A 26,025-nucleotide genomic window follows, 5' to 3' on the forward strand; every position below is an offset into this window, starting at 1 on the left:
AGGCTTAACCAAACTTGATACATTCATCCACAGAGTTATTCACACAGTACACAGCCTATTATGATATACTGTGCATAAGTTTACCGCTCGCTATTAACATATCCACAGAGTGAGATGTCCACATGGCTTCATCAGATGGGGCTCATTTTGCAGCCATTGAATGGTTCGCCTGCAAGAGCGAGCAATCATTCTTAGTTAAGAAGATGTAAAGTTGCTTATTGACTAAGTTTTTTGTATTTTGTATGATGTATACATAGAACCAAATTGAATTGTCGACTTGATGAAAGGTGTAGGTTGAAATGGCTCCATCCAAGTTTAATTTGAAACCGATTGATAAACCAACAACCACAAAAGAGAGAGCGTACAACGAAATCAAACATGTCATTTTAAGCGGTTACATCACATCGGAGGAAATATTTACGGAGGTTAAGCTGGCTGAGCTGCTGAATACGTCCCGCACTCCGGTGAGAGAAGCTTTGGCCGATCTGATCAAAGAGGGGCTTATCGTATCCATTCCGCGCAAGGGCATGGCTGTTCGCAAGGTCACGGAAAACGAAATGGAGCAGATCTTTTTGCTTCGCGCCTCGATTGAGACCAAGGTCATCCAGAAGCTGGCCGAGACGATCACACCAGAGCAGCTGGAGGAATTAAAGGCCATTTGCAAAGAGCAGGAAGAAGCTATGTCGAACAATGATGACATCGCTTTCATAAAGCTGGATCAGACGTTTCATATTACGCTCACCCGGTTTGTGGAATATGAGCTGATTGAACAAATGCTGCTGAATTTGCATAATCTTTCCCAACTGATCGGGCTTCGAGCCATTAAGAAGATCAACCGGATGAAAGAGGTGCTCGAAGAGCATCTGGACATTATCTCGGCGATTGAAAGAAAGGATGCGGAGCAATCGGCGGAAATGATGGCAAGGCATCTGAATAAAACGAAGGAGTCCGTCATTTTAAAATAACCATGCCGGTTTCCGTAATTGGGAAGACCTCAAATGAGGTTTTTTTCAAGACGAAAAGCAAACGCTTACAACAACGCTGCAAAATCAGACCAAAAGCAGAAACCCTTAGTTTATGTAAGATTTTATAACATCATTCGACAATTTTCAACTAAACTATTGACTCCGATGGCAAAAAGACGTAATATCAAGTCAGTTAATCTAACATGTAAGAAGAAAAGCCGACGCAGAGAATCACCTTTTTTTTGAGAGTTTAATGTATACACAACACATAATACGTAATACAAAACCAAATGAAACATGGAAGGATGATCAGCGATGGTACGTAACGGCAAACAGTATGTAGAGTCTTTGAAGGATAACCGCTGCATTTATATTAACGGAGAAAAAGTGAATGATGTCACGACGCATCCGGCTTTCGCGGGGATTACCGGTTCGTTCGCCAAGCTGTACGATCTGGCCGCAGATCCGAAGAACGATATGACCTATACGACCGAAGACGGAACAGTCGCCAATAAGGTGTTTATGATTCCGCGCAGCCGGGAGGATCTGGCCGTTCGCCGTCGTGCTATCACGCAATGGGCGGAAGCAACCTGCGGCTTTGCAGGACGCAGCCCGGATCACGTGGCAGGGTTTTTGGCCGGCTTTGCCAGCTACCCCGAGGTGTTCGGCGAGTATAAGCAAAACGTACTGGACTTTTACAAATATGCCCGTGATGAAGACTTGTTTGTTACGTATGTCATCATTCCTCCCCAAGTGGACCGCAGCAAGGCGGCTCATGAGCAGGAGGAGAAGTACTTGCCGGTAGGTGTTCTGGAAGAGCGTGAGGACGGAATCGTCGTACGCGGCTCCCAAATGCTCGGGACCAGCTCGGCGGTCTCCAACTACCTATTCGTCAGCTGCATCACGCCGCTCAGACCGGGCGATGAAGACTACGCGATCTCCTTCGTCGTACCTATGAATGCACCGGGCCTGAAGCTGTACCCTCGTCCAAGCTACGCTATGGGCAAGGAAAGCGTCTATGACTATCCGTTATCCACCCAATTCGACGAAAGCGACTCTTTGATGGTGTTCGACGATGTGTTCATTCCTTGGAAGCATGTCTTCGTATACAAGAACATTGAAGCGACAAGAGATCAATTCCACAAAACACCGGCTCACGTGCTGGGGAACAACCAGGCGCAAATCCGGTTGTGTACTAAGGTGAAGTTCCTGATCGGCATTGCCCGCAAAATTACCCAAATGGGCGGAACGGACAAATTCCCGCAGGTGCAAGAACGTTTGGGCGAGCTGGCTTCTTTGGCGGCCACAGTGGAAGGGATGCTGCTGGCCAGCGAATATGAATGTATCATCGACGTCAATGGAGCGGCTCGTCCGCACCACCGCTACTTGTACGGCATTGTAGGGATGCAGGACAAAATCTACGCGAATGTCATCAGCATCCTCCGGGAGCTAGTAGGCGGGGGCGTACTGCAAATGCCATCCTCATATCACGAGATGGTCAATCCTGAGACGAGAGACGATATTCGTCAATACATCCGTGCCACCGGCGTCGACTCCGAAGCAAGAATTCAATTGTACCGGTTGGCCTGGGACGTGATCGGCTCTGAGTTCGCCGGGCGTCATCAGCAGTATGAGATGTTCTATAACGGAGCGCCTTTCGTCGTAAGAGGCCACGCATTCCGCAATTACGGCTATCAGGAGCCGTTAGCTTTGGTCGATCAATTCCTGAGCAGCTATTCCTTGCCGAAGACGGTGACGCAAGAGGTATAAAGCCGGCTTGAATCATACCGGCGAGTTATAAGTAAGGCGGGAGCCATATTTCGATATTCGTTATTCCCAAAGGGAGGAACTCATACCATGTCCAAAGTCATAACAGAGCTTTCAGCGGAAATGATAGAGCAATTACAGGGTCAAACGATCGTTCTTCTGAACGTCGTGAACAAAGAAACCGGAGATATATATTCCACCGCTCTATCCTGGGTCTATGCAATCGATTCTGGAACGATCCGCTTCGCCATCGATGCGAAATCGGATTTTGTACGCATCGTCCAGGAGGATCCGAGAGTACTGCTGAACTTTGTCAGCAAGGAGACGGTTTACTCCGTGAAGGGTGCGGCTTCCGTGAAAGTGGCCCGCACGGAGGAGCTGACGCTTAAGATGGCGCTTATCGAGGTTCAGGTTCAAGAAATTCGCGACATCATCTTCTACGGTGGCAAAATCGTCGCTCAGCCGGCTTTTGTCAAAACCTACAATGCAGATTTGATCAAAAAGCTGGATGACGAGATGAAGCAGGCTCTGACAAGCCTTTGAGTCTACCAGAATCCAGTCATTCAGAAGGAGGGGTTTCCGACCTATGAAGGTTGCATCGATACAGCTAGAAATAAAAGCGCATGAAAGCAAGGCACAGCGGGTGGAGAGAGCGTCGGTCATGGTCGATAAGGCCGCCCAGGATGCGGATTTGATTCTGCTTCCGGAAATTTGGGCGACGGGCTACTTTTCCTTCGATAAATATGTGGAAGAAGCGGAGACGATTGACGGCCCATTGGTCCGGTTATTCTCCGAGAAAGCCCGGCGGCACGGCGTGTACTTGTTCGCGGGCAGCTTCGTGGAGCTGAAGGACGGCAAGTATTACAATACGAGCATTTTATTCGACCGCCAGGGCAAGCTGATAGGCACCTACGCCAAAACCCATCTGTTCCGTTACGGCTCCCAGGAAGGCGAGCTGCTTACGGCGGGGGACGGGGCCAAGGTGTTCGATACCGAATTCGGCAAGGTCGGATTGACGACCTGCTACGATCTAAGGTTCCCGGAGCTGTACCGGCAGCAGGTTGATCTCGGAGCAGAGCTGCTGCTTGTCACGTCGGCTTGGCCGCATCAGCGGCTGGAGCATTGGAAGCTGTTTAACGCGGCCCGTGCTTTGGAGAATCAATGCTTCCTTATTTCATGCAACTGTGTGGGCACTACTCGCAATGTATTGTTAGGAGGTCACAGCTCTATTGTCGATCCATGGGGAGTTACGGTTGCATCCGGAGGCGAGCATGAGACGATTGTCAAAGCGGAAATCGATCCGTCCGAGGTTCAACGGATTCGGGATGTATTTCCCAGCTTGAAGCATCGCGTACTATAGACACCATACGGAAAGGACGTAATCGACTATGGAATTTATATGCAATGGAGAGACTATCCAATGGGTGCCCGAGCGGCTTGTCATCGCCGGATATACGGGAAAGGACCAGGATGCCGTCAAGAAACATATCGATGAACTGAAAGAATTGGGAGTGCCTGCCCCTCCGCAGGTCCCTATGCTGTATGATCTTTCCCCAGAGCTCCTGCAAACGGCCGAAGAGATTACGGTGGTAGGGAACGACGGCAGCGGCGAGGCGGAGGTTGTACTGCTGGATGTAGGAGGACGCTGGTATGTAGGACTCGGCAGCGACCATACGGATAGGGTGCTTGAAGCGATCTCGATACAGAAATCGAAGCAGGTATGTGCGAAGCCGATGACCCGGGAAGTATGGACGCTGGAATCCATTCTCCATCGCTGGGATGACATCGAGATGAACAGCTGGGTGCTGGTCGATGGGGAAGAGAAGCTGTATCAGTCCGGCAAGCTGGGTGAGTTCATGCATCCGAACGATCTGATGCGCCTGGTGAAGGATCGGGGTTACGCTGGCTCCAATATGGCGCTGTACTGCGGAACGCTGCCGCTTCACGGTGGCTTTGTCTTTGGAGGACCCTTCCGGGCGGAGCTCGTGGATAGACAGGAAGGACGCAGGCTGGAGCTTCGATATAGCACTCATATTTTGAAAAATGCCGAGGAGGAATAACACAATGGCTAAACCGGAATTGGAATTTACAGACTACCGTCAATTTGAAGAGGTACCGTTCAGCAAAGTAGAGGGCTTGACTGAAAGAGTCATCGCCAAAGACCCGGAATCGGGGGTAGCTACCCGCATTCTGATCTTCGCTCCCGGAGTGGACACGACGCCTAATGGAGTACAGATCCACGACTTCTGGGAAGAGCTGTACATTATTGAAGGCTCGCTGATCGATTTGACGCTGAATCAGGAATTTACGGCGGGGATGGTTGCTTGCCGCCCTCCGGGCATGAAGCATGGCCCATGGGTTTCTCCGACCGGCTGTAAAACGTTTGAAGTTCGTTACTATTCCAAATAATCCAAAAAGGCGAAATAAAGACTGAACTTTAAGGGGTGGAGTTTATGAAGCATTTGAAAAAAGGTATGGGTTTGCTGTTGTCGTCGTTATTTATGGTATCCGCATTGGCAGGCTGTGGTAACGCCAATGGAGGCGCGGACGGGAAGACTGCTGGAGGAACGGCATCAGGAGATAAGAAAATCGTCTTAAAAATGGCCAACATTACAAAGGCGGACAGCCAGCTGAGCTTAACGCTCAAAAATATCGGCGAAGAGCTGAAGGCCAAAACCAACGGCCGTATTTCGCCCCAATATTTCCCCGGCGGCGAGCTTGGCAATGAAACGGATATGATGCAGCAGCTCAATACCGGCAGCATTCAAATGGCCGTCATTACGACGGCGCAGCTAAGTAACTCCTCCCCTGCGTTCGGTGCCTGGCTCATGCCGTATTTGGTCGATACGCACGAACAAGCCTATAAGCTGTGGACCAGCGATGAGTCGATGAAGCTGTTCGATACGCTGAAGAATGAAAATGTCGTTGGTTTGGGCTATGCTTCCTCCGGTTTCCGTTACATTCTTGGAACGAAGCCGGTGCAAAGCGTGAAGGATTTGGAGGGCTACAAGCTGCGTACCACGCCGAGCCCGACGATTCTCGACTATTGGAACGGCCTGAAGGCAGGTCCAACGCCAATGCCTCTGACCGATGTGTATACGTCCCTGCAAACCGGTGTCATCAAAGGGGTGGACATTGATTCCGAGTCGTTGGCGTCGGAGAAATTGACGGAAATCGCCAAATATTTGAACGCTGACAAGCACATGTACTGGGCCGGAGGTATTCTGATCAATAAAGATTTGTGGAACAGCCTGTCTCCGGAAGACCAGAAGCTGATTAAAGACACGGTACTCGAGAAAACGAAGCAAAACAGTGTAGATATTCAGAAGAATGAAGACAAACTGTTAAGCGAAGCGAAAACGAAAATGGGCTTGACGCTGAACGAGGTTAAGCGCGAGGAGTATGATCCGGTCGTCAAATCGGTTAGAGAAACGTGGAGCAAGAAATCGCCTGAAATTGCAAAATTCCTGGAAAAGGCAGACAAAATCAAACAAGAGAAGTAGGTGCTTGGCATGAGCGACAGACCTTCAGGAAGCAGCCCCCTCTCGTTAATCACCCTCGCGCTGGATAAGTTCTTGGTATGGGTTAGTATTGCGGTTGGAGCTGTATTGGCCATCAATATGATCGTAGCTGTGTTTTTCCGATATGTGCTGAGTTCGCCCATTTTTTGGGCGGACGAACTTTCCTTGTATTTATTTTGCTGGGCTACTTTTCTGGGAGCCTCTCTTGCCGTCAAGCGGTCGGATATGGCTGCGGTCACGTTCCTGCTCAACCGTCTTCCCGAACGGGGGCGAATTCTTGGATCGCTGGTTATCCAGCTCAGCATTCTATTCTTTGCCGTCGTGATGGGATATTACTCCACGGTTTGGATTATGAGCCCCAGTGTGATGAACCTGCTATCACCGGCATTGTCTATGAAAATGTGGAAGCTGTACCTCATCGTACCGATCTCTATGCTCTGCATGGCAATATTTACGGTCGAGCATATGGTTCACCTGCTTCAAGCCTTCTTTAGTGGTAAAAAGGGAGGTGCTGCACAATGAGCTCCGCGGCAGGCTTTGTCATTTTGCTCTTCATCGGCGTACCCGTAGCCTTCGTGCTTGGGATCACGACCCTGATTTACGTTTTTTCCACCGGTAATATCGCTTCGCTGCAGTCCTTGCCCTCGAAGCTGTTCAACGGCCTGCAAAATTTCGGCTTTGTGGCGATTCCGATGTTCGTCCTGCTAGGTGAAATCATGAACCGCGGGGGCATTACGAACCGCTTGATTCACTTTGCCACCGTAATCTTCGGCCATCTTCGCGGAGGGCTTGCCTACGTTAACGTCGTAGCCAATATGTTCCTGGCAGCTATCGTCGGCTCCTCCAATGTGCAAACCGCCATTATGAGTAAAGTGATCGTTCCGGAGATGGAGAAGCAGGGCTACAACAAGGAATTCAGTACGGCGCTTACCGCAAGTGCCTCCATTATGGGGCCGTTGATTCCTCCAAGCATGCCGTTCATTATATACGGGGTAACTTCAGGCGTATCCATCGGGAGCCTGTTCTTCGCCGGGATTATTCCCGGCATCCTGTTCGCCCTTGGCTTTGGCATCATTATTTATGTCACCTTCAGAAAAACAGGCAGCAGCAAGCTGGAGAGAAGCTCGGCCAAAGAAATCGTACAGAGCTTGTTCGGTGTAGTTCCGGCGCTTCTCATTCCCGTTCTGATCATGGTCGGGATTACGACAGGGATTTTTACGGCTACAGAGTCTGCGGCGGTGGCAGTCTTCGTCGCCATCCTGGTCGGTGCATTTCTGTATAAGGAATTGAAGCTTAAGGATATTCCGGGAATTCTCGTCCGTACGATTATTACGACGTCGTCCGTATCGTTCTTGCTTGCGACAACGAATATTTTCGGATGGGTCCTGCATCTTCAAGGCATTCCGCATATGATTGCGGAGGTGTTCCTGAATCTTGCCGGTAATACGTTCATGTTTCTTATTCTGCTTAACATTCTGCTCATTGTTATCGGCACGTTCCTCGAAGGAGTGGCAGGCATCATCTTCCTGACGCCGATTCTGCTTCCGATTGCAGCGCAATTCGGGGTCGATCCGATCCACTTGGGAGCCATTATCGTCATCAACCTGACCATCGGCTTGATGCATCCGCCTTTCGGTACCGTATTGTTTATCGCATCGGCAACGACCGGGGTTAGCGTAGAAAGGCTTACGATCCGGCTGATTCCATTCCTGATCGTCATGTTCGCTATTTTGCTGCTCATTACTTATGTTCCGTGGACGACTACGTTCATTCCAAGCGTGTTTGCCCCTAAGTAAAAAGGATGTTGCTCTGTATGAAGAGAGGCTTAAGCGGTAAAGGCATCCGCAAGTCTGATGAGCAAGTCTATCATTCACTTATGTAACAAGAGGCGAGAGAGCGGGTGATTTCCCTGCCTTCCCGTCTCGATCGTCTCCCTGGCGGATGATTAGCCGCCTGTACGAACACGGATAACGCCCAGCTCGTTAGCGTTGATAGCGAATGCATTGCCTCCCTGATTCACACTAGCGTTAGCCGATTGTTCGGCTTTGAACTTGACTCTGCTTTTATCGACTTGAACGTTATTGATGTTTTTTTGCTTTTTTCTGCCCATCGCAGCCACCTCCCCTGTTTACCTTTGCTATGAATCTAGCAGGGGAGTCGGCGAATGCAGACGGAGGGAAAGTCTATTTTTGTTTCCGATCTGCTTTTTTCAGTCTGATTATGAAAGGGGAAGCTTTACTTTCATGAAGAAAGCAGGTAAGATCGAATTATATCTTCATATGCGGAATTTTAGGAGGAGCCTGTCACCCAAGGGCTCTTTTTGTATTTTTTTATCCATTCACGCAAATTTTGGCGAAAATAATGCAAAATAAAGAGGAGGAAGTATGGAGCATCAAGCGATTTTGGCCATTGCCATCTTTTTAATCATTTATGCACTGATTATTTCTGAGAAAATTCATCGCACCATCCTCGCTATTCTAGGCGCCGTTCTGATGATCGTCCTGGGCATCGTGAATCAAGAGACGGCCATACATCATATCGATTTCAACACGATCGGCTTGCTCGTAGGCATGATGATTATCGTAGGGATAACGGCGGAGACCGGACTCTTCAAATATGTTGCCCTGAAGGCGGCCAAGCTGGCCAAAGGAAAGCCGACCCGAATTTTGATAGCCCTGGTAGCTCTGACAGCCGGGGGCTCCGCATTTCTGGATAATGTGACGACCGTCCTGCTCATGGTTCCGGTCACTTTAAGCATCACAAGGCAGCTTAGAATCAACCCGATCCCGTTTTTGTTCACACAAATTATTGCATCAAATGTGGGGGGGACGGCCACTCTAATCGGCGACCCACCGAACATCATGATCGGCAGCGCAGTCAAGGAACTGACGTTTATGGAATTTATCTATAACCTGACGCCGATTGCCGTTATTATTATGCTGGTGTATACACCTATATTTCTCTTGATGTTCCGTAAACAGATACAGTCGACTCCCGAGCTCCAGCAGAGCATTATGGAAATGGATGAAAACTCGATGATCACCGACAGCAGATTGCTGAGGAAGTGTCTGATTGTCCTTGGAGTTACGATCCTTGGCTTCTTCCTTCACCAAACGCTTCATATGGAATCGGCAACGGTTGCGCTGGCAGGTGCGTTTCTTCTCCTGCTTCTGACGGGAGAACGGATGCTGGAAAAAGCGTTTCACAGCGTGGAATGGGTTACGTTATTTTTCTTCGTGGGGTTGTTCGTTCTCGTCGCGGGCCTGGTAGAAACCGGAGTTATCGCTATGCTGGCTAAGAAGGCGGTTGAGATTACCGGGGGGGACCTGTTTGCCTCGTCCATGCTCATCCTGTGGCTTAGTGCGATAGCCTCTGCCTTTCTCGACAATATCCCGTTCGTAGCTACGATGATTCCTATGATTCAGGAGATGGGGACGATGGGTGTCGATAACCTCGAGCCGTTATGGTGGAGTCTCGCTTTGGGCGCTTGCCTGGGCGGCAACGGAACGCTGATCGGGGCCAGCGCGAATCTGGTCGTCGCCGGGTTGGCCAGCAAGGAAGGGTATCCTATTACCTTCATGAAATATTTGAAATACGGATTTCCTTTAATGATATTATCCATCGTGTTATCCAGCGCGTACATTTACTTGAGGTACTTACTATGAACGAGGGCAGGTGAGGAAGGATGAAGCTGACTTACACCTATGATGAGCAAAATATCGAGCTTAGTGAAACGGCCAATGGGCAAGATGTGGAATTCCGTATTCGAGTCATCGGAGGCGGATCGATAGAGGAGCAGCTGAAGGCGGTCCAGAACGGGTTTGAGCATAATGAAGTATTGACCGACGTGTTTTTCTATGCATTCAAGAATCAAGCGTATCAGTTTATTGTGAGACATGATTTTTATACCGACTTTATTTTATCCTTGATGAAGCACCGAGTCCTTCAAAGGGTGGAGTGGAAGTAAGGGAAGGAGACCGTCCGGAAGCACCGGGCGGTCTTTTGCTGTGCAGATTTATCATTCGGCGTCCTGACAAAGCTTTCGAAACGTTCCGTTCCGCTCAATCAGCTCCTCCCAGGTGCCGGCTTCCGCCAAGGCGCCGTCTTGAAGGACAACAATTTGGTCCGACAGCTTGGCGGCCGACAGGCGATGCGTGATAAAAATAACCGTGGAGTCTTTGAGAACTGCGGTTAAACGGCTCAGAAGCCGCTGTTCCGTTCCCAAATCCAATGCGGAGGTAGATTCATCGAGAATCAGAATGGCCGGTTTTCGCAGCAGGGCACGGGCAATACCGATTCGCTGACGCTCTCCTCCGGATAAGGAGAAGCCCTGCTCGCCTACCTGGGTGTTCAGGCCATCCGGCAGAACGGCCAGCCAATCGCCCAGCTCGGCGAGCTCGACGGCTTCCCGGACTTGATCGGGAGAAGCGTTCTCGCAGCCGTACACGATGTTATCCAGAATCGTGCCGCTTCGGAGCGAGGCGTCTTGGGTTACGCAGAGCAGATGCCGGCGCAGCCAATCCTTGTCCAGCTCGTCCGTCAGGACGCCCCCGATACGCAGCGTTCCTGCGGCAGGCTCGGCAAGGCCGAGCAGCAGATCGGCTAAAGTCGATTTACCGGACCCGCGATGTCCCGCAATGGAAACCACCGAGCCGGAAGGAATATGGAGGCTGATGCCCCGCAAGACAGGGCGCTCTCCGTAGGAATAAGAAAGCTGCTCGGCCCGAATAGAGAAATCACTGACAGGCGCAGCGCAGGTATTTGCTTGTTCCGGGAGGGAGAAGGCTATTTCGGCAACCCGGTCCGCAGCTGACGCTGCTTTTTTGCCGATGACATAAGTGTCCAGCAAAGTGATGGCAAACGGGCGTATCCAATTGTACACAGCAATGAAAGCAACGAGAGAACCAAGCGTAATTTCACCTTGAATGACGGCTCTTCCACCCCCGTAGTACATGACCACAAGGAAGAGGGAGGAAAGGAACATGTTGAACAGCTGCGCCAGATGCTCGTAGAGCATGGTGCGGTTCGTATGACTCCATTCCTCCTGTAAGCAGGAGGCGACGGTACCGAGCGCCTTGGCCTCAATTCCGGCCGACTTAATGAAATGTGCGCCGGTGATGATTTCTCTCATAGATTCAGTTAAGCGGGATGTTTGCTTTGCTGCATCGGCGGTTTTCTGTTTGATATGCTGCCCGATCCGGGTTACCAGCACCGCATGGCCGATCCAGAGGATGAGGATGATAAGAGCCAGCTTCCAGTAAAGGTACAGCATGACGGCGGCCCCGGCCGATATGCTGGCCGTTAATAAGCACATCCATAGGAAGCTGCCTGAGACAAAGTTGGTTATGCTCTGCGTATCATCCAGGCTACGGGTAATAAGATCGCCATGCGACTGCCAGCGAAGCCAGGACAGCGGCTGATGCTGAAGGCCGTTGAACAAATCGGCGCGCCCCAGACCGGCCAGGCGCAGCAGCGCTTTGTCGGCGAACACCTCAAGCACGATCATGGCGCTGCCAACGATAGGTACCAGAGCAATGCCCATGCTGACCCACAGCAGCAGATTCCAGTCCCTTTGGGGGAGCAATTGCTCCAGCACATACTTGGTCATGACCGGAGGGACGAGAAATAAAAGGCTTCGGACGACGACGTTACCTAGATTAAGGGCCAGCATCCACCGGTGAGAGTAGAGCTGCCGTCGAAGATAGGTCCGAATCGCTCTGCGTTTGTTGTCGGTTAGTAGGACTTGCATATCAGACATAGGAAAGGTCACCTCGTTCCTTGGCGGCATCCTGCGTTTCCCGCAATACCTCCTGCCGCTGCTCGCTGTACCATAGCCGGGCATATACGCCGTCTTGATCTGTGAGCAGCTCGTTATGAGTCCCCGCTTGCACGAGCCGGCCCTGATCGATGACAAAGATACGATCCGCCAGCTGCGCTCCCCTCAGGCGATGAGTTACGCTGATGCGTGTGATACCCCGCATATGCCGTTCCAGCGATTGCAGCACCATGGCTTCGCTCGTCTGGTCGAGGGAAGAGGTGGCCTCGTCAAGCAGCAGCAGGTCGGGCTTCTTCAGCAAAATGCGGATCAAACCGACCAGCTGCCGCTGTCCGCCGGATAGCTGGAAGCTGCCATCTCCGACAACAGTGTTATAGCCGTCGGGAAGCATCGCCGCGATATCTTCGGCGTCCAGCGCTTGCATCCATGTCCTGACCTCTGCTTGATCCGCCTGCCTGAGCAGTGTCAGGTTGTTCAGCAGCGTGTCGCGGAACAGAACCGGCTCCTGCGTCATATAACCGGTCCTACTCCTAAGCTGCGTAGCATCGAGCTCGTTCAGCGGGATGTTACCGAACCGTATCTCTCCCTCGGTCGGCTCCTGAAGCCTGGTGAGCAGCTTGAGCAGCGTGCTCTTGCCGGCTCCGCTCGGCCCGACAATAGCGATATGCTCGCCCGGCTGGATCGTGAAGGAAACGCCGCTCAGGCTTGCGCCTCGATCCGTCCGTACCGTTACATTATGAAAGGAGATCGGCAACCCCCGGTAATCTGGCAGCTGACGGAGCCCGTTCCTCTTCCCTGGCTCGACAGGGAGCTCCACATATTCCAGCAGCCCCTGCACACGGAGACGGATATCTGCGAAGACGACGAACAAGCCGAAGAACGTCCGTACCGGGGCATTGAGGGCCGGGATAAACGCAATGACGGTCATCAGCTGACCGAAGGTTACCGTCCCCATCATGACCTGCCAGCCGACGAACATGAAGACGAGCGCAGGAGCCAGCGCATCGGGGATTCGTTGGAGGCCCTTGTAGGTCGCATTGACGATCCCTTCTTGCTGGGATAGCTCGGCCCAGCGCTGCTGTTCTGAATGAAACTGGCGGTATTCGTGCTTCTCGGTTCCGAATATTTTGATTTGCTTGATGGACTCTAATCGTTCCAGCAGGCTTTGCCGCAGGACGGCGTTGTGCACCATAAACTGCTTTCGGGACTGGGTCCGCCGCTTAGCGAAGAAGTAGACCGGCAGGAACAATACGATATAACAGAGGATGATCATGACGGTGATAGGCCAATAGATGTTTGAAATGATGATCGCAGCGGTGCAGGCAAGCAGCCATTCCTGAACGAACCCGGGCAAGGTAAACAGCCCGAATTTCTGAATTGTTCGGATGTCCTGGATGCATCTCTGCAGCATTTCGCCCCTGGGAGTCCGGGTGAAGAAATCGGCCGACGTATTCAAGATAGCGGCTAAAGCATCATGGATCCATTCGTAGGTCAGCCTGATCATAACCTTGGTCGAAACATACTTCCGTAGTACCGAGAGCAGCTCGGTTAGCAGCAGGGAGGCGAGCAGGAGAGCTGTCAGCCTTAGAAGCCCCGGGCTCTGCTGCTTCGTGAGCTCATCAATGACCTGTCCTATATAGACGGGAGTCAGTGCGCTGCATATCGCAACCGCTAGCGTCAGAAGCGATACGAGCAGGAGAGCTCCCTTGGCACGGAGCAGCTGCTTGGTAAAAAAAGTAATCCATTCCGGAAAACGAGCTATAATTAGTATCCACTCCCATTTATTTGAAATGACATTATCTTATCAGGGCTTCTTCAGAAGGGGCAAACTTTAAAAACAAGTGTTCGTACAAAAAGGGAAATGGAGCTCATCAATAGGGATGGCGGATGCGGGGATTTTCAGAAAATGAAAGCTCTTATTTTCTCCTGTTCGCTTATTTTTTCTAGAAATGCGAACAAAAGCATGCTAAAAAGCCCCCAAATGCAGGCTTGCAGGCCGCAATGGAGGCTTAAATTTTTATGGAGCGAAGCCACTTATTAATAGCTCATCTTAACGGTACGTGTTGCATCGATATAGTCTACTTTGGCACCCAATACTTCGGCAAGGAGCCGGACGGGTACCATCGTATTTTCGCCGATCAGACGGGCCGGCGTGTCCGTTTGCTTCAGCTGCCCATTCACTTCATAGGCGTTTTGGGTTGTATACAGCGTCACTTTCATATTGCCCTTCGTATAGACGGCCGCCCGCTTGGAGTTATCCCAATCCACGTCGGCCCCTAGTGCGGCCGCGAGGTCGCGGATGTACAAATAGGAGAAGCCGTCGACAATGGCAGGCTGTCTTTTCATAGGGAAGCTGATGCCGTCAACGGAGTAGCTGCTGTCGTCCAGCCCGAAGCTGGCCGTACGTAAGAACGGAGCCACGGTAACGGCGGCAGTCTTATACTTGCCGGAGTCTTGGTGCAGCTTGGTTTTACCGATTCCAGCCACCGGTTCCGTGGTGAAATCCCACTCCTTGCTGTCATTCACCGTGCTGCCGTCACTTTTGGTGACTTGAACGCTCAGCTTCACACGATACGTTTGGTTGGCCTGCAGCGGCTTGCTGGGCAAGAGGATGAAGGCGTTCGTCAGCTTGTCGTCGTTATCCGGTGTGTTGACGAGCATATCCACCTTTTGCTTAGCGTTATCGGTCAGTTCGGCGCTGACAAGCTTCACCTTGTCGGTCCCTGTTCCGTAATATTGGGCCATGATGGGATAGCCGACCGGATAATTGGCGCTTGAATGAATACGGAGCGGGTCGGGGTCCTCGTTGCCGTTAAAGGTGGTAGGAACATAGCGGTCTCCCGGTACGGGAGATACGACGAGCTGGTTCGTTACCGTAGATGCATAACCGAACTCAATGATCGTATAGTCGCCGACCCTGCCGACACCGATCTCACTCACGTTAGGATCAAGATACGGATTTCTGTGATACGGCGCATCGAATAACAAATCCATTGCTTCGTTGGTACTTCCGGATACATAAGCGGCATCTTCTCCGACCTTGGACGTGTAACCGTAGTAAGCGGCGCGTTCCAGCGGAGTCGCTCCGATGAATTGCTTTTTGCCCGCCTCCTGCAGATGAAGGCTCTCCTGGCTGCTGTTCGTTTGCTTAACCTCGTTAACATTCAAGTAGCTCGCATGCGCGGTGGCGCTGGCATTCAGCCGTTCATTCAGTTTGACCGGAGGAAGCCCGTATAGCGTACGGTAATCATTAAGGGCATTAAATGCCGCCAGCTGCTCCGGTCCTGCGGCCGCGAATTGGCTTTGGGCATTCTGGGCAACCGTGAACGTCCAGGATTCCTCCAGAGGCTGATAGCCCTTGAAGGTTACGGACATGCGGACCGTATAGCTGCCGGGTGTCAAATCCTTGTCCGGGGTATACGTGAAGGCTCCTTGCTCCCTGTCGTAGGATGCGGGAACACTCGTGCCGTTCAAGAACATGGAATAAGCGATCGGCATCAAGTCCGTGTCCGTCTTTAAATAAAAGGTCAGCGTGGGGCGGGTAACCCCGACCGTATTTTGCGGAGCTCCTTGATAGCCGTATTTGAACGCAAACGCGCGGTCTGCGGGCAGTGCCAGACTGCTGAATAAGATAAGAAAGGCCAGAGCCGTCAGCATCATATACTTGCCTAGTCTTTGTGTTGTTAAAACCAATGGAATGCCTCCTTTTCTTGCTGATCTGTTGAAATCCAACTTCCGCTGTTCTAACATTTCGGCAGCTATCCGCCAAACCCTTTAATAAAATGTTTCCAGCTGGCTTGTCCCTATAGTTTCAGCTCATAAGTATAAACGAGGCAGAGGCGAATAAGTTACGGTATGTATGAAGAAAATGCGTTGTCTGCATAGGGAGCGCCATAGGCTTCGCTTTCAGGATTTGGTCCGCGTGAAGCCAAGCCTGGCACATCCGGAAACCCTTGCTGCTGCGGGATGTAGCAAATTTCGCATATCCCCGGAAAGAAACGGCTTATGTACAATCGCCCGGGTTGTTGCTTAAACTTGTTTATTATTTATAGGGTTAAACCAGGGGGAGCGACAAGCGTTGGACGTACAGAAGCAGATGATTTATTACAATCCTCTCGCTGCGGAGAAAGATGTAAGCGGTTTTCGTCTGGAGGGAGAGGCATCCGTATCGTTTCCGAACGGGGCCATGCGCATGGAGAATATGCTGGACCCCGAGGAGGGGCAGGCCTCCAATTTTGTATTTTGGTGTCCGGAGACGTTTCCGGCGGACATTGCCGTTGCCTGGGATTTTCGGCCGATAAGGGAGCCGGGGCTTTGTATGCTGTTCTTTGCCGCAACCGGCCGTCAAGGGGAGGATTTGTTTGCTCCTCATCTGGCCGAGCGGACAGGGCCGTATGAGCATTACCACAGCGGGGATATCAACGCTCTGCATGTGTCGTACTTCCGCCGCAGGTATCCGGAGGAGCGGGCGTTCCACACGTGCAACCTGCGCAAAAGCCGCGGGGCTCATCTCGTCTGCCAGGGAGCGGATCCGATACCGGACGTGGAGGATGCGCAGGGCGTCTACCGGATGGAGCTGATCAAGCAGGGAGCGGACATCGCTTTCTCGGTCAACGGATTGACCGTCCTCCGATGGACGGATGACGGCCACACTTACGGCCCGCGGCTGGGCGGAGGGAAGATCGGCTTCCGGCAGATGGCCCCGCTGGTAGGGGAATATGCGAATTTGACCGTTTATGCGTTGAAATAAAACGTCTATAAGGGTCCGTATGGGCGGATACCAAGGATGGAAGGGAGTAGGATGACAGTGATATACAGCTTTGAGGATGGTGTTCCCGGGAGCTTCGTACCGGACGGACAGTCACGGCTTGCAATCAGCAATCGGCGGTATAAGGACGGAACCCATAGCCTGCAATGGGATTATTCGGGCCAAGCGGTGCTGAAGGTCAGGGGGCCTATCGGGTATCGGCCGTTTCAGGAGGGCTCCAGGAGCCAGGCGAGAGCCTCCTTCGCGGTATGGATTTATAATCCCCGCCCGATACAGGATAAGCTGACCTTCCAGTTTGGCCGCAAGGATGGAGAGCAGGTGGATTGCGGGTTTGATTTTCGGCTTAATTTTCTGGGGTGGCGCACAGCCTGGGTAGCATACGAGCGGGATATGCAGGGAACGCCTCATCCCGAGATGGATTGTCTCATCATCAAGGGGCCGAAATCGGCCGGGGCAGGCACCTTGTACATGGATCAAATGCTGCTGTGCACCCCTATTGATCCCCGGTTTCATACGCGGGATGTTCAGGTCCCGTTCGTCAATCTTCGTGCGGACACGGCAGCGAACGCTCATTGGCTCGGCTTGTATGCCTTCAAACAGCTGGAGCGGAGACTTCCCGTCCCGGAGGAGATAACGCCAGCACAGCTCGACAGCCATCGGAGGATGGAGGACCGGTTCGAGGCATACTTCCTGAAGAAAAGGCCCGTGACAGCGGAGGATATGCAGCGAATCGAAGGCAAATTCGCATCGTATGATATTTCATTTTCCGCTGACGGTATCTCGGGACGGCCGGTGGAGCTTCCCTTCTTCGATCATTTTCCGGAGCCTGAGAAGGACCGTTTGAAGAGGCTTGCAAACAGCGTGCAGCTGCAGGAATACACGAGGCTCATGATGGATATCGCGGTCTGCTACCGTTCTACAGATCATGGGGAGTGGAAGCAACGGCTAAAAGAGATGTTCATGGATTTGACCGACTATCTGGAGGACCAGGGCTGGGCATATGGGAGCTCACAGGGAACGGTGCATCACTTCGGCTATAATTTCCGCTATTTTTACCCGGCCGCTTTTTTAATGAGGCGCGTTTTACGTGAGGAGGAGCGTCTTGACCGGACTCAGCGCACGATGTATTGGTTCAGCGGAGCGGGACGCATTCATACGCCGCTCGAAGAAGTGGAGGGCAATGTCGATATCTTCAATACGACCTTGCACGGAATGCTCGCCAGCCTGCTGATCATGGACGATACGCCGTACAAGGTTCGCGAGCTGACGGCGTTCAAGCTGTGGCTGAGCCAGTCGCTTCTTCCGGCAAGAGGCTTGCGCGCGGCTTATAAGATCGACGGGTCAGCCTATCATCACGTCAATCATTATCCCGCTTATGCCGTCGGAGGGTTTCTGGGCGTGACGCCGGTTATGTACTTTACCAGCGGTACGGAATACCGGGTGACGCCGGAGGCGCACGAGACGGTTCGCAAAGCGCTGCTGGCGATGAGACTCTATTCGAACAAATACGAATGGCTGATCAGCTTGTCGGCGCGACATCCTACCGGCAAATGGGCCCTCGAGCTCGAGCCGTTCGAATATATGACGTTAGCCGGCACGCCGGACGGCACGAAGGAAATTGATGAGGAGGCGGCCGCCGCCTATTTGCGGCTGCTGAAGCCCGGTCAACCGACGGCGACAGGGGAGCGTCTGAAGGCTATGGGTCTGACGCCGGAGCCGGATCCGAACGGCCATTGGACGATGAACTATGCGGCGCTCTCGATTCATCGCAGAGGCTCGTGGCTGGCGGGAGTCCGCGGGCACAGCCGGTACCTGTGGGCTAACGAGACTTATGTCAGCGCCAATTTGTACGGAAGATACATTTCGCACGGGCATTTGCAAATTATGAGTCATGGGGATCCTATTAATCATGAGGACAGCGGCTATCACCATGACGGCTGGGACTGGAACCGCTGGCCGGGAACGACGACGATTTACAAGCCTATCGCCGAGCTGCGTTCCGATGTACGCAACGTGGATACGTTCAGCGGGTTCGAGGAGATGCTGATTTCCGATGAAACCTACGCCGGCGGCTTGCATCTGGAAGGGTGCAACGGGATGTTCGGGATGAAGCTGCATGAGCATCCCAAGTATGAGGGGTCGCATCGGGCAAGAAAATCCTTTTTCTTCTTCGATAACCGGATTATCTGCCTCGGGAGCGATATCGAGAACGAGAATGATGTGCATCCTACCGGGACTACACTGTTTCAAAACCATCTGGCCGATCCTAACGAAGCCCTATGGCTGAATGCGGATAAGGCTGTCCACAGGTTCCCTTATGGCAGGGAATTGGAATTAGACAACCCGGCATGGATGTTAGATAATAAGGGCAATGGATACTACATTCCGGCAGGTCAAACCTTGGGCGTATCGAAGTCGCTTCAGCATTCGAAGCACCTGGCGACGGATGCCGATACGGAGGGCCGGTTTGCGGCTGCGTGGCTTCATCATGGAACGGCTCCCAAAGGCGCAGGCTATGAATACGCGATGCTCGTGCAGACGGATCACGAGGGGATCAAGCGGTTTTACGACGCCATGCTTGTACCGGATCAGGCGGCATATACCGTGCTCCGCAAGGACCGTTCAGTGCATGCAGTGTATGACCGGGAGAGCCGGACGACGGCCTATGCCTGGTTCGAGGCGAATGAAAGCGCAAACATAGGCCCTGTATCCGCCGTGGATACCCCTTGCATGGTGATGGTTCGGGAGGACGGTGACCGATTGATTGTCAGCGCAGTAGATCCGGATCTCCGGTTATACGAGGGTACGGAGCCCGATCAGTATGACGAGAACGGCAGGCAGGTGGAGGTCAGCTTATATTCCCGTGCATGGGTTCATGCCGAGAGCAGGCCGCATATGCTGCGGATAACGCTCAAAGGGAGCTGGACCGGGCAAGGAGAGGACAGCCGCATCCGCGTCGTCGAAGGCGGTACCGATTGCACTATTGTAGAGCTGACGTGCCAGGATGCGATGCCTCAGCAGCTGACGCTTACGAGGCTCCATCATTAAATGCACGGTGAACAAGAAGCGGGAGAGGAAGCCTGCCGGGCGGCCGGGAGAGCGGACCGTCAGCTTCACCGGGCTTACATCGAGAACCATACGGAGGGGATGATGGGATGAAATCAGCGATTAACCGGCTGCCGGTCTTTTATCGGTACCTTTTGTCCTACATAGTATTGCTCCTGCTTCCGTTGCTTTTTTTGGGGACGACCGGGTATCTGCGTTTGGCCGATATTGTAGGCAATGAAGTGGAGAGGAATAATCAGGCGCTGCTCGATAAGCTGCAGGACGAAGTGGATCAGAAGCTGATCCAGATGAACAAAATAGCCGGGCAAATTACCCAGACGCCGGAGCTCTCCCCTTATGTTCTTACTCATGATACGCTCAGCATGTATGAAGGCAAAAAAGTGCTGGAAAGCAAGGTCGTGGACGATAGCATCCGCGAAATTCTGCTTAACATTCGAGGGACGGATTACCTGTACTCTTCACTGAGCGTGTATAAAGTGAAAGACTTCGTGACGGATTTTTATCATTATTCCGATTGGAACGGTAAGCAATTCTCGGAGGATTTGAACAGTCTGTCCGCGCCGCTGCTGCGGCCTGCCGAGGATGTGAAGATTGAGGGGCTTCCGTTCCAGCGGTTCATAACGTATCTGGTCCCGATACCGATCAATAGCCAGCGTCCCTATGGAACCGTCATGTTCATGCTGAAGGAGGACATGCTGCTGAAGGGGCTGAATCCGGAGCTGACGCTGCCGCAGGGCAATGCCGTCGTATTCGACTCCAAGGGGCAGGTGCTGTCCGCATACAAGCAGGAGGACTATTTGAAGGATCCTGCCTTCTACAAGCAGCTGACGGAGGAAAGAGGAAGCTCGCAGCTCGATATTATGAATAAACCGTATGCCGTTACGTATCAAAAATCAGCCAAGAGCGGACTGCTCTACGTCACGATGCAGCCTCAATCCTCCGTCATGGCCCCGGTCAACCGGGTTATTGTCGAATGGATCAACAGTCTGCTGATTATCTTTCTTGCCGGATCGCTGCTGGTCTATCTCGTCATGCTGTTTAACTACAAGCCGGTCAAGCGGCTGGCTTCGCTGGTGGAGACGGTTCGCGGACAGTCGATTCGCAAAGCGAATGAATTTGAAGCCATCGGCAGCGTCATTCATGATATGGTCAATTCGAACCGTCTGCTGGGCCGCAAGCTGGAGGAGAACCGGTACGCCGTCAAGGAGCATCTATTAGGGAGCCTCTTGAAAGGCGAGATGAAGACGCTGGAGGACATGAATGAGCGGGGCAAGGAAGTGGGCATCGTCTTTCCGAATCCGCTTGCCGCGGTGATGATTCTGGAGTATCCGTCCTCCTTGGTCCCTTATAAGGACAGACTGATTCAGGAGGTGGATCAGAAGCTCGGAGGCCGCTACATCGGCTATTCCAAGGACAGCCTGGAGGACAAGCGGGCGATGTTCATCCTGTCTGTCGAAGGCCCGCCGGAGGAGTGGAAGGCATGGCTTTTGCAGCTGCATGAGCATTTAAGCACGGTGTTCGAGGCTCCCATTACTATGGGGGTCGGAAACGTATACGCCGAGCTGACCCAGGTCGGCCGGTCTTATCTGGAGGCTTCGACCGCCATCGATTACAAGCTGATCCGGGGCAGCCAGAGAGCCTTGTTCTTCGATGAAATGATGGCACATCATTATGAGGATGTGTTTAATCCGAGACGGGTGCTTGATGATCTGGATATCGTGCTGCAGCACGGCAGTCCGGACCGGATCTCGGAGGAGGTTCAGCAGATCGCCGTCCGCATGAAGCAAAGCGGGCTGACGCTGTTCATCGCCAGAGAGCTCTGCTACGATATGATCCGCAAATTCATAGCGGTGGTTGAGAAAAAGCAGCCGGGGAGCTCCAACGGAAGCTTTCCCGATGTTATGGCATTGACCGATTTCACCACGCTGGATGAAATAGCCGATTTGTTCACTACCGCCTGCGCTACGCTCTGCGAGTCGCTCAAGGAGCATAAGCCGGCGTCCCCGACGGCACTGATTGATCAAATAACGCAGTATATTCAGAATCATTACAATGAGCCGGACTTTTCCGTGCAAAAGATTGCGGACCATTTCTCGCTGTCCTTGTCCTATTTAAGCCGTTATTTTAAAGAGCAGACAGGTCGTACCGTGATGGATTATTTGAATGAAATCCGCATCGATCAGGCGAAGCTGCTTCTCCGTACGGACGATCGTTCCGTTAAAGAAATTGTACTGCAGGTCGGATATTACGACGTGTCCAGCTTTATACGCAAGTTCAAGCAATCCGTCGGAGTCACTCCCGGAGAATACCGCAAGCAGCAGCGCGCTTGATCAGCCCCATGATATTGAACAGCCCTGACGTAAGTCGAAGCAGCCGTACAACCGGACTTCGCCTGCGGCGGGGCTTCTTTGTTGTAAACGCATGCAAAATCGGCATATGTGCAGGTACATTTTGACCTATTGGCCCCTGAAACCCTCGCCAGATCAAGTTTCGCATAGTGCGTGGGCAGATCTCGCTTATATACAGAGAGGACCGGACCGGTGTTAAATAAACCTATAAAAGCGATTACATGCATGGCATAGACAACATGGAGGTGAACGATCAGGATGGCGCAACAAACCGATACAGTGCAGCCGGGTATAATAAAAGGAGAGAGCCGGTCCAAGTCACAAGCAGCCAAAAAACTCCGCAGCATCATAATCAACTATGATTTATACCTGCTGCTGCTGCCGACACTTGCATACTTTATTATTTTTCATTACGTACCGATGTACGGATTGCAGATAGCGTTCCAGAACTTCAATCCCATCAAAGGCTACAGCGGAAGTCCATGGGTAGGCTTCGATAACTTCACCCGATTTTTTGAATCGTATCAATTCGGCACCATTATCAAAAATACGATCGGGATCAGCGTATACGAGCTGCTGGTTGCTTTTCCGGCACCGATTCTATTGGCGCTGATGATCAATCAGCTGACCAGCGAACGTTTTAAGAAAGTCGTGCAAACGGTTACTTATGCGCCTCATTTTATTTCGACGGTGGTTGTCGTAGGAATTGTCTCCTTGCTGCTTTCTCCGAAAACAGGAGCGGTTAATACGTTTCTGGGCATGTTCGGAATCAAGCCGATCTTCTTTATGGGGGAAGCGGCCTGGTTCAAATCGGTCTTCGTCTTTTCCGGCGTGTGGCAAAGCGTAGGCTGGGGAACCATCATCTACCTGGCCGCACTGACGGCGGTCAACCCGGACTTGCACGAGGCGGCGGTGGTGGATGGAGCAACCAAGCTGCAGCGCGTGCTTCACATCGACGTTCCGTCCATCATGCCTACCGTTATTATTATGCTGATCATGAATATGGGGCATATGATGAGCGTCGGGTTCGAAAAGGTATATTTGATGCAAAACTCGTTGAATGTCGACGCTTCCGAGACGATTCAGACTTATGTGTACAAGGCGGGTCTGGTGCAGGCTCAGTACAGCTACGCCTCGGCGATCGGGCTATTTAATACCGTGATTAACTTTATTCTATTAATTACAGTCAACAAAATCGCGAAATCGCTTAAACAGACGAGCCTATGGTAAAGGGGTGACAGGATGAAGCTTCCAAAAACAAAAGGCGATGTCGCATTCGACTTGGTCAATTATTCGTTAATAACCATTTTACTGATTCTGGTCATTTATCCGCTCTATTTCGTCGTCATGGCCTCGGTCACCGACCCGGATCTGATTTACTCGGGCAAGCTGCTGTTTTTCCCCGATCACTTGACCTGGGACGGCTATAAAAAGGTGCTGACTGAACCGTCCATTTGGCTCGGGTTTCGCAATTCGCTGCTGTATACTGTATTAGGGACGTCGATTAATGTCGTATTGACGATTTCGGCCGGCTATGCGCTCTCCAGAACCGATCTGGTTGGGAGAAACGTGTTCATGTTCCTGCTTGTCTTTACGATGTTCTTCGGCGGCGGCTTGATCCCGACCTACTTGTTGATCAAAGACCTGGGGATGCTGAACACGGTATGGGCGATGGTCATTCCGAACGCCGTATCCGTCTTCAATGTGATCATTACACGGACATTCTTCCAGTCGAACATTCCGGGTGAGGTACTGGAATCCGCCATGATCGACGGCTGTACGAATATGAAATTTTTCTTGAAAATAGCGATTCCCTTAGCGCTTCCGATTTGTGCCGTCATGGTGCTGTTCTACGCGGTAGGACATTGGAATTCGTATTTTCAGGCGCTCATCTATTTGAAGAGCAATGCGATGCAGCCGCTTCAGGTGATACTAAGAAACATTCTGATCATGAACGAAGGCTCCGATTTGCAAAACCTGCAGGACGGCTCGCAGGAGCAGCAGAAGCGGTTGGAGCTTATGAAATACGCGATCATTATCGTATCCAGCTTGCCGGTGCTTATCCTGTATCCGTTCCTTCAACGGTTTTTCGTAAAAGGGGCATTGGTAGGTTCATTAAAAGGGTAAACCGCGGGCAACCGCTGCTGAATATAACCATGGGAAGAACATGAGGGGGACGATGTCGATGAACAAGAACAAATGGCCGATTGCAGCAACCGCCTTAACGCTATCGCTTGCACTAGGTTTGACGGGCTGCGGAGGAGACAAGAGCGGCGCCGCGGGCGGAGATGAGAAGAAGACCGGCGAGCTGCCGGGCAACATTAATGCAACCGATTTCCCGATCGCCAAGGAGAAGCTGACCCTGAACTTCGCGGGCTTCAAGCCGCCTTCAGGCAAAGACTTGAACGATTACAAGCTGTTCCAGGATATCGAGGCCAAAACGAACATTCACATCAACTGGAACTTGACCCCGGGCAGCAGCTGGGCGGATAAGAAGAACCTGCTGTTCGCCGGCGGCGAGCTGCCTGACGCTTTTTACGGACATGGCATCCTGAGCGAGGACACCGATATCGTCAAGTACGGATCGCAAGGCATTCTTATCCCGCTGGATGGGCTGATCGACAAATACGCCCCGAATATCAAAAAGCTGCTGGATGAAAATCCTGCTTACAAAAAGCAGCTGACGGCGCCGGACGGCCATATATATTCGCTGCCGACGATTAACGAGACGTATCCGAGAACGAAGTCGACGATGTTCATTAATAAGAAGTGGCTGGACGAATTGAAGCTGCCGATGCCGACAACGATCGATGAGCTGTACACGACCTTGAAGGCGTTTAAGGAGAACGATCTGGGCGGCAATAACAAGAAGGACCAAATTCCGCTTTCCTTTGTACAGAACAACGGCAGCAACACGGATATCAACGCCCTCTTCGGAGCGTTCGGCGTAATTGACCGCGATATTCACAAGGTCGGTCATAACCACTTGTACGTGGAGAACAACAAGGTGATGTATACGGCGGTACAGCCGCAGTATAAGGAAGCGATCCAGTTCGTTAACAAGCTGTTCGCCGAGGGCTTGGCAGATCAGGAGAGCTTCACCCAGGATGCCAAGGTGTTCAACGCCAAGACAAGCAAAGGCATCGTAGGCGTCGCTATGGACTGGAATCCGAGCAATCAGGATTACGTATCGGTTCCTCCGCTGAAAGGACCGAACGGACAAAAGGCCGCGTGGGCCGATTATCCTGCCGGGATTCTGCTCAGAGGCTCCTTCTCGATTACCAACGTGAACAAAAACCCGGAAGCGACGATCCGCTGGATCGACTACTCGTTTGATCCGAAAATTTCGCTGCAATTCAGCAGCGGCGTCATAGGCGGAGACAGCCTGAAGGAGCGTCCGGACGGCAAATACGAAGAGATTACGCTTCCTGCCGGCGCCAATGAGGATGAGTTCAAGAAGGTTCCGCCTACCGCATACTCGGTGTGGGCTTTGACGAATAAAGTGAACGAAATGAAAGTCGTCACCCCTAGCGGCAAACGCAGTAAAGTCGACGTGGATAACGTGTATGCTCCGTCCCTTGTGAACAACGGCTTCCCGAAAACGTACTTTACCGCGGAGGAAAGCGACCAAATCTCACGGTACTTAACGGATATCGACGGCTATGTCGGCAAAATGAGCGCGAAGTGGATGATGTCCGGCGGCATCGATAAAGAGTGGGACGATTACGTGAAAAAGCTTAACGACATGGGACTCGATAAAATGATGAAAATATATCAAGGCGTCTACGATCGCTATAACAGCTCCAAATAAGCG

Annotated in this window: 21 protein-coding genes; 17 read left to right on the top strand and 4 right to left on the bottom strand. The window is 52.0% G+C overall.

The annotated features are described in order from the left end of the window. Window positions 1–299 precede the first annotated feature (299 nt). From ABEA66_RS25650 to ABEA66_RS25690, 9 genes are all read left to right on the top strand, one after another. Window positions 300–965 carry a GntR family transcriptional regulator gene (locus ABEA66_RS25650; RefSeq protein WP_079913747.1) on the top strand — a complete coding sequence of 222 codons (666 nt, stop codon included), beginning with the start codon at window positions 300–302 and terminating at the stop codon, window positions 963–965. Window positions 966–1,280: 315 nt separating this feature from the next. Further along, window positions 1,281–2,735: a 4-hydroxyphenylacetate 3-hydroxylase family protein gene (locus ABEA66_RS25655; RefSeq protein ID WP_079913746.1), complete on the top strand. Its 1,455-nt coding sequence runs from the start codon at window positions 1,281–1,283 to the stop codon at window positions 2,733–2,735. A gap of 87 nt (window positions 2,736–2,822) precedes the next feature. Next, entirely contained in the window at window positions 2,823–3,275 is a 453-nt protein-coding gene (locus tag ABEA66_RS25660) for a PNPOx family protein (protein WP_345592020.1), read from the top strand. 43 nt (window positions 3,276–3,318) lie between these two features. Further along, window positions 3,319–4,092, top strand: coding sequence for a carbon-nitrogen family hydrolase (locus ABEA66_RS25665; protein ID WP_345592022.1), 774 nt, complete (start codon window positions 3,319–3,321; stop codon window positions 4,090–4,092). Window positions 4,093–4,120: 28 nt separating this feature from the next. After that, window positions 4,121–4,792: a DUF2848 family protein gene (locus ABEA66_RS25670; RefSeq protein ID WP_345592024.1), complete on the top strand. Its 672-nt coding sequence runs from the start codon at window positions 4,121–4,123 to the stop codon at window positions 4,790–4,792. Between the two features lie 4 nt (window positions 4,793–4,796). Then, complete coding sequence (locus tag ABEA66_RS25675) at window positions 4,797–5,141, top strand: cupin domain-containing protein (protein WP_079913742.1); 345 nt, start codon at window positions 4,797–4,799, stop codon at window positions 5,139–5,141. A 44-nt stretch (window positions 5,142–5,185) separates the two neighbouring features. Continuing rightward, entirely contained in the window at window positions 5,186–6,235 is a 1,050-nt protein-coding gene (locus ABEA66_RS25680; protein WP_345592026.1) for a TRAP transporter substrate-binding protein, read from the top strand. 9 nt (window positions 6,236–6,244) lie between these two features. Continuing rightward, a complete protein-coding gene (locus ABEA66_RS25685) occupies window positions 6,245–6,775 on the top strand; it encodes a TRAP transporter small permease (RefSeq protein WP_144028032.1) in 531 nt (176 codons plus the stop codon). Further along, window positions 6,772–8,049 (top strand): TRAP transporter large permease, encoded by a 1,278-nt coding sequence (locus ABEA66_RS25690; RefSeq protein WP_345592030.1) that lies wholly within the window; start codon window positions 6,772–6,774, stop codon window positions 8,047–8,049. Before ABEA66_RS25685 ends, ABEA66_RS25690 begins: the two co-directional genes overlap by 4 nt. Window positions 8,050–8,198: 149 nt before the next feature. Here the strand turns inward: ABEA66_RS25690 and ABEA66_RS25695 are convergent, their stop codons facing one another. Beyond that, entirely contained in the window at window positions 8,199–8,363 is a 165-nt protein-coding gene (locus ABEA66_RS25695; RefSeq protein WP_345592032.1) for a hypothetical protein, read from the bottom strand. Window positions 8,364–8,637: 274 nt separating this feature from the next. Between ABEA66_RS25695 and ABEA66_RS25700 the strand changes: the two genes are divergently transcribed. Then, window positions 8,638–9,918 (top strand): ArsB/NhaD family transporter, encoded by a 1,281-nt coding sequence (locus tag ABEA66_RS25700; protein WP_345592034.1) that lies wholly within the window; start codon window positions 8,638–8,640, stop codon window positions 9,916–9,918. A gap of 20 nt (window positions 9,919–9,938) precedes the next feature. Next, a complete protein-coding gene (locus tag ABEA66_RS25705) occupies window positions 9,939–10,220 on the top strand; it encodes a hypothetical protein (protein ID WP_345592036.1) in 282 nt (93 codons plus the stop codon). A 51-nt stretch (window positions 10,221–10,271) separates the two neighbouring features. On the opposite strand, the gene ABEA66_RS25710 is transcribed toward ABEA66_RS25705, so the two are convergent. The 3 genes from ABEA66_RS25710 to ABEA66_RS25720 all read right to left on the bottom strand — a co-directional run bounded on the left by ABEA66_RS25710 (window position 10,272) and on the right by ABEA66_RS25720 (window position 15,722). Further along, window positions 10,272–12,011 carry an ABC transporter ATP-binding protein gene (locus tag ABEA66_RS25710; protein ID WP_345592038.1) on the bottom strand — a complete coding sequence of 580 codons (1,740 nt, stop codon included), beginning with the start codon at window positions 12,009–12,011 and terminating at the stop codon, window positions 10,272–10,274. Beyond that, window positions 12,004–13,821 (bottom strand): ABC transporter ATP-binding protein, encoded by a 1,818-nt coding sequence (locus ABEA66_RS25715; RefSeq protein ID WP_345592310.1) that lies wholly within the window; start codon window positions 13,819–13,821, stop codon window positions 12,004–12,006. The genes ABEA66_RS25710 and ABEA66_RS25715 overlap by 8 nt, the downstream gene beginning before the upstream one ends. Window positions 13,822–14,066: 245 nt before the next feature. Beyond that, window positions 14,067–15,722 carry a stalk domain-containing protein gene (locus ABEA66_RS25720; RefSeq protein WP_345592040.1) on the bottom strand — a complete coding sequence of 552 codons (1,656 nt, stop codon included), beginning with the start codon at window positions 15,720–15,722 and terminating at the stop codon, window positions 14,067–14,069. 403 nt (window positions 15,723–16,125) lie between these two features. Between ABEA66_RS25720 and ABEA66_RS25725 the strand changes: the two genes are divergently transcribed. The 6 genes from ABEA66_RS25725 (at window position 16,126) to ABEA66_RS25750 (ending at window position 26,022) form a co-directional block, all read left to right on the top strand. Continuing rightward, the gene (locus tag ABEA66_RS25725) at window positions 16,126–16,779 is read left to right on the top strand and encodes a YesU family protein (RefSeq protein WP_345592312.1); all 654 of its coding nucleotides are present in this window, start codon (window positions 16,126–16,128) and stop codon (window positions 16,777–16,779) included. A gap of 51 nt (window positions 16,780–16,830) precedes the next feature. Continuing rightward, window positions 16,831–19,845, top strand: a complete 3,015-nt coding sequence (locus ABEA66_RS25730) for a chondroitinase family polysaccharide lyase (RefSeq protein ID WP_345592042.1) — start codon at window positions 16,831–16,833, stop codon at window positions 19,843–19,845. Between the two features lie 107 nt (window positions 19,846–19,952). After that, entirely contained in the window at window positions 19,953–22,193 is a 2,241-nt protein-coding gene (locus ABEA66_RS25735; RefSeq protein WP_345592044.1) for a helix-turn-helix domain-containing protein, read from the top strand. Between the two features lie 276 nt (window positions 22,194–22,469). After that, window positions 22,470–23,441 (top strand): ABC transporter permease, encoded by a 972-nt coding sequence (locus tag ABEA66_RS25740; RefSeq protein WP_345592046.1) that lies wholly within the window; start codon window positions 22,470–22,472, stop codon window positions 23,439–23,441. Window positions 23,442–23,453: 12 nt separating this feature from the next. Continuing rightward, on the top strand, window positions 23,454–24,338 hold the full coding sequence (locus ABEA66_RS25745; RefSeq protein ID WP_079913730.1) for a carbohydrate ABC transporter permease: 885 nt from the start codon (window positions 23,454–23,456) through the stop codon (window positions 24,336–24,338). 58 nt (window positions 24,339–24,396) lie between these two features. Then, on the top strand, window positions 24,397–26,022 hold the full coding sequence (locus ABEA66_RS25750; RefSeq protein WP_345592049.1) for a type 2 periplasmic-binding domain-containing protein: 1,626 nt from the start codon (window positions 24,397–24,399) through the stop codon (window positions 26,020–26,022). Window positions 26,023–26,025: the final 3 nt, after the last annotated feature.

Source organism: Paenibacillus vulneris (assembly GCF_039543185.1).
Taxonomy (GTDB): Bacteria; Bacillota; Bacilli; order Paenibacillales; family NBRC-103111; genus Paenibacillus_S; species Paenibacillus_S vulneris.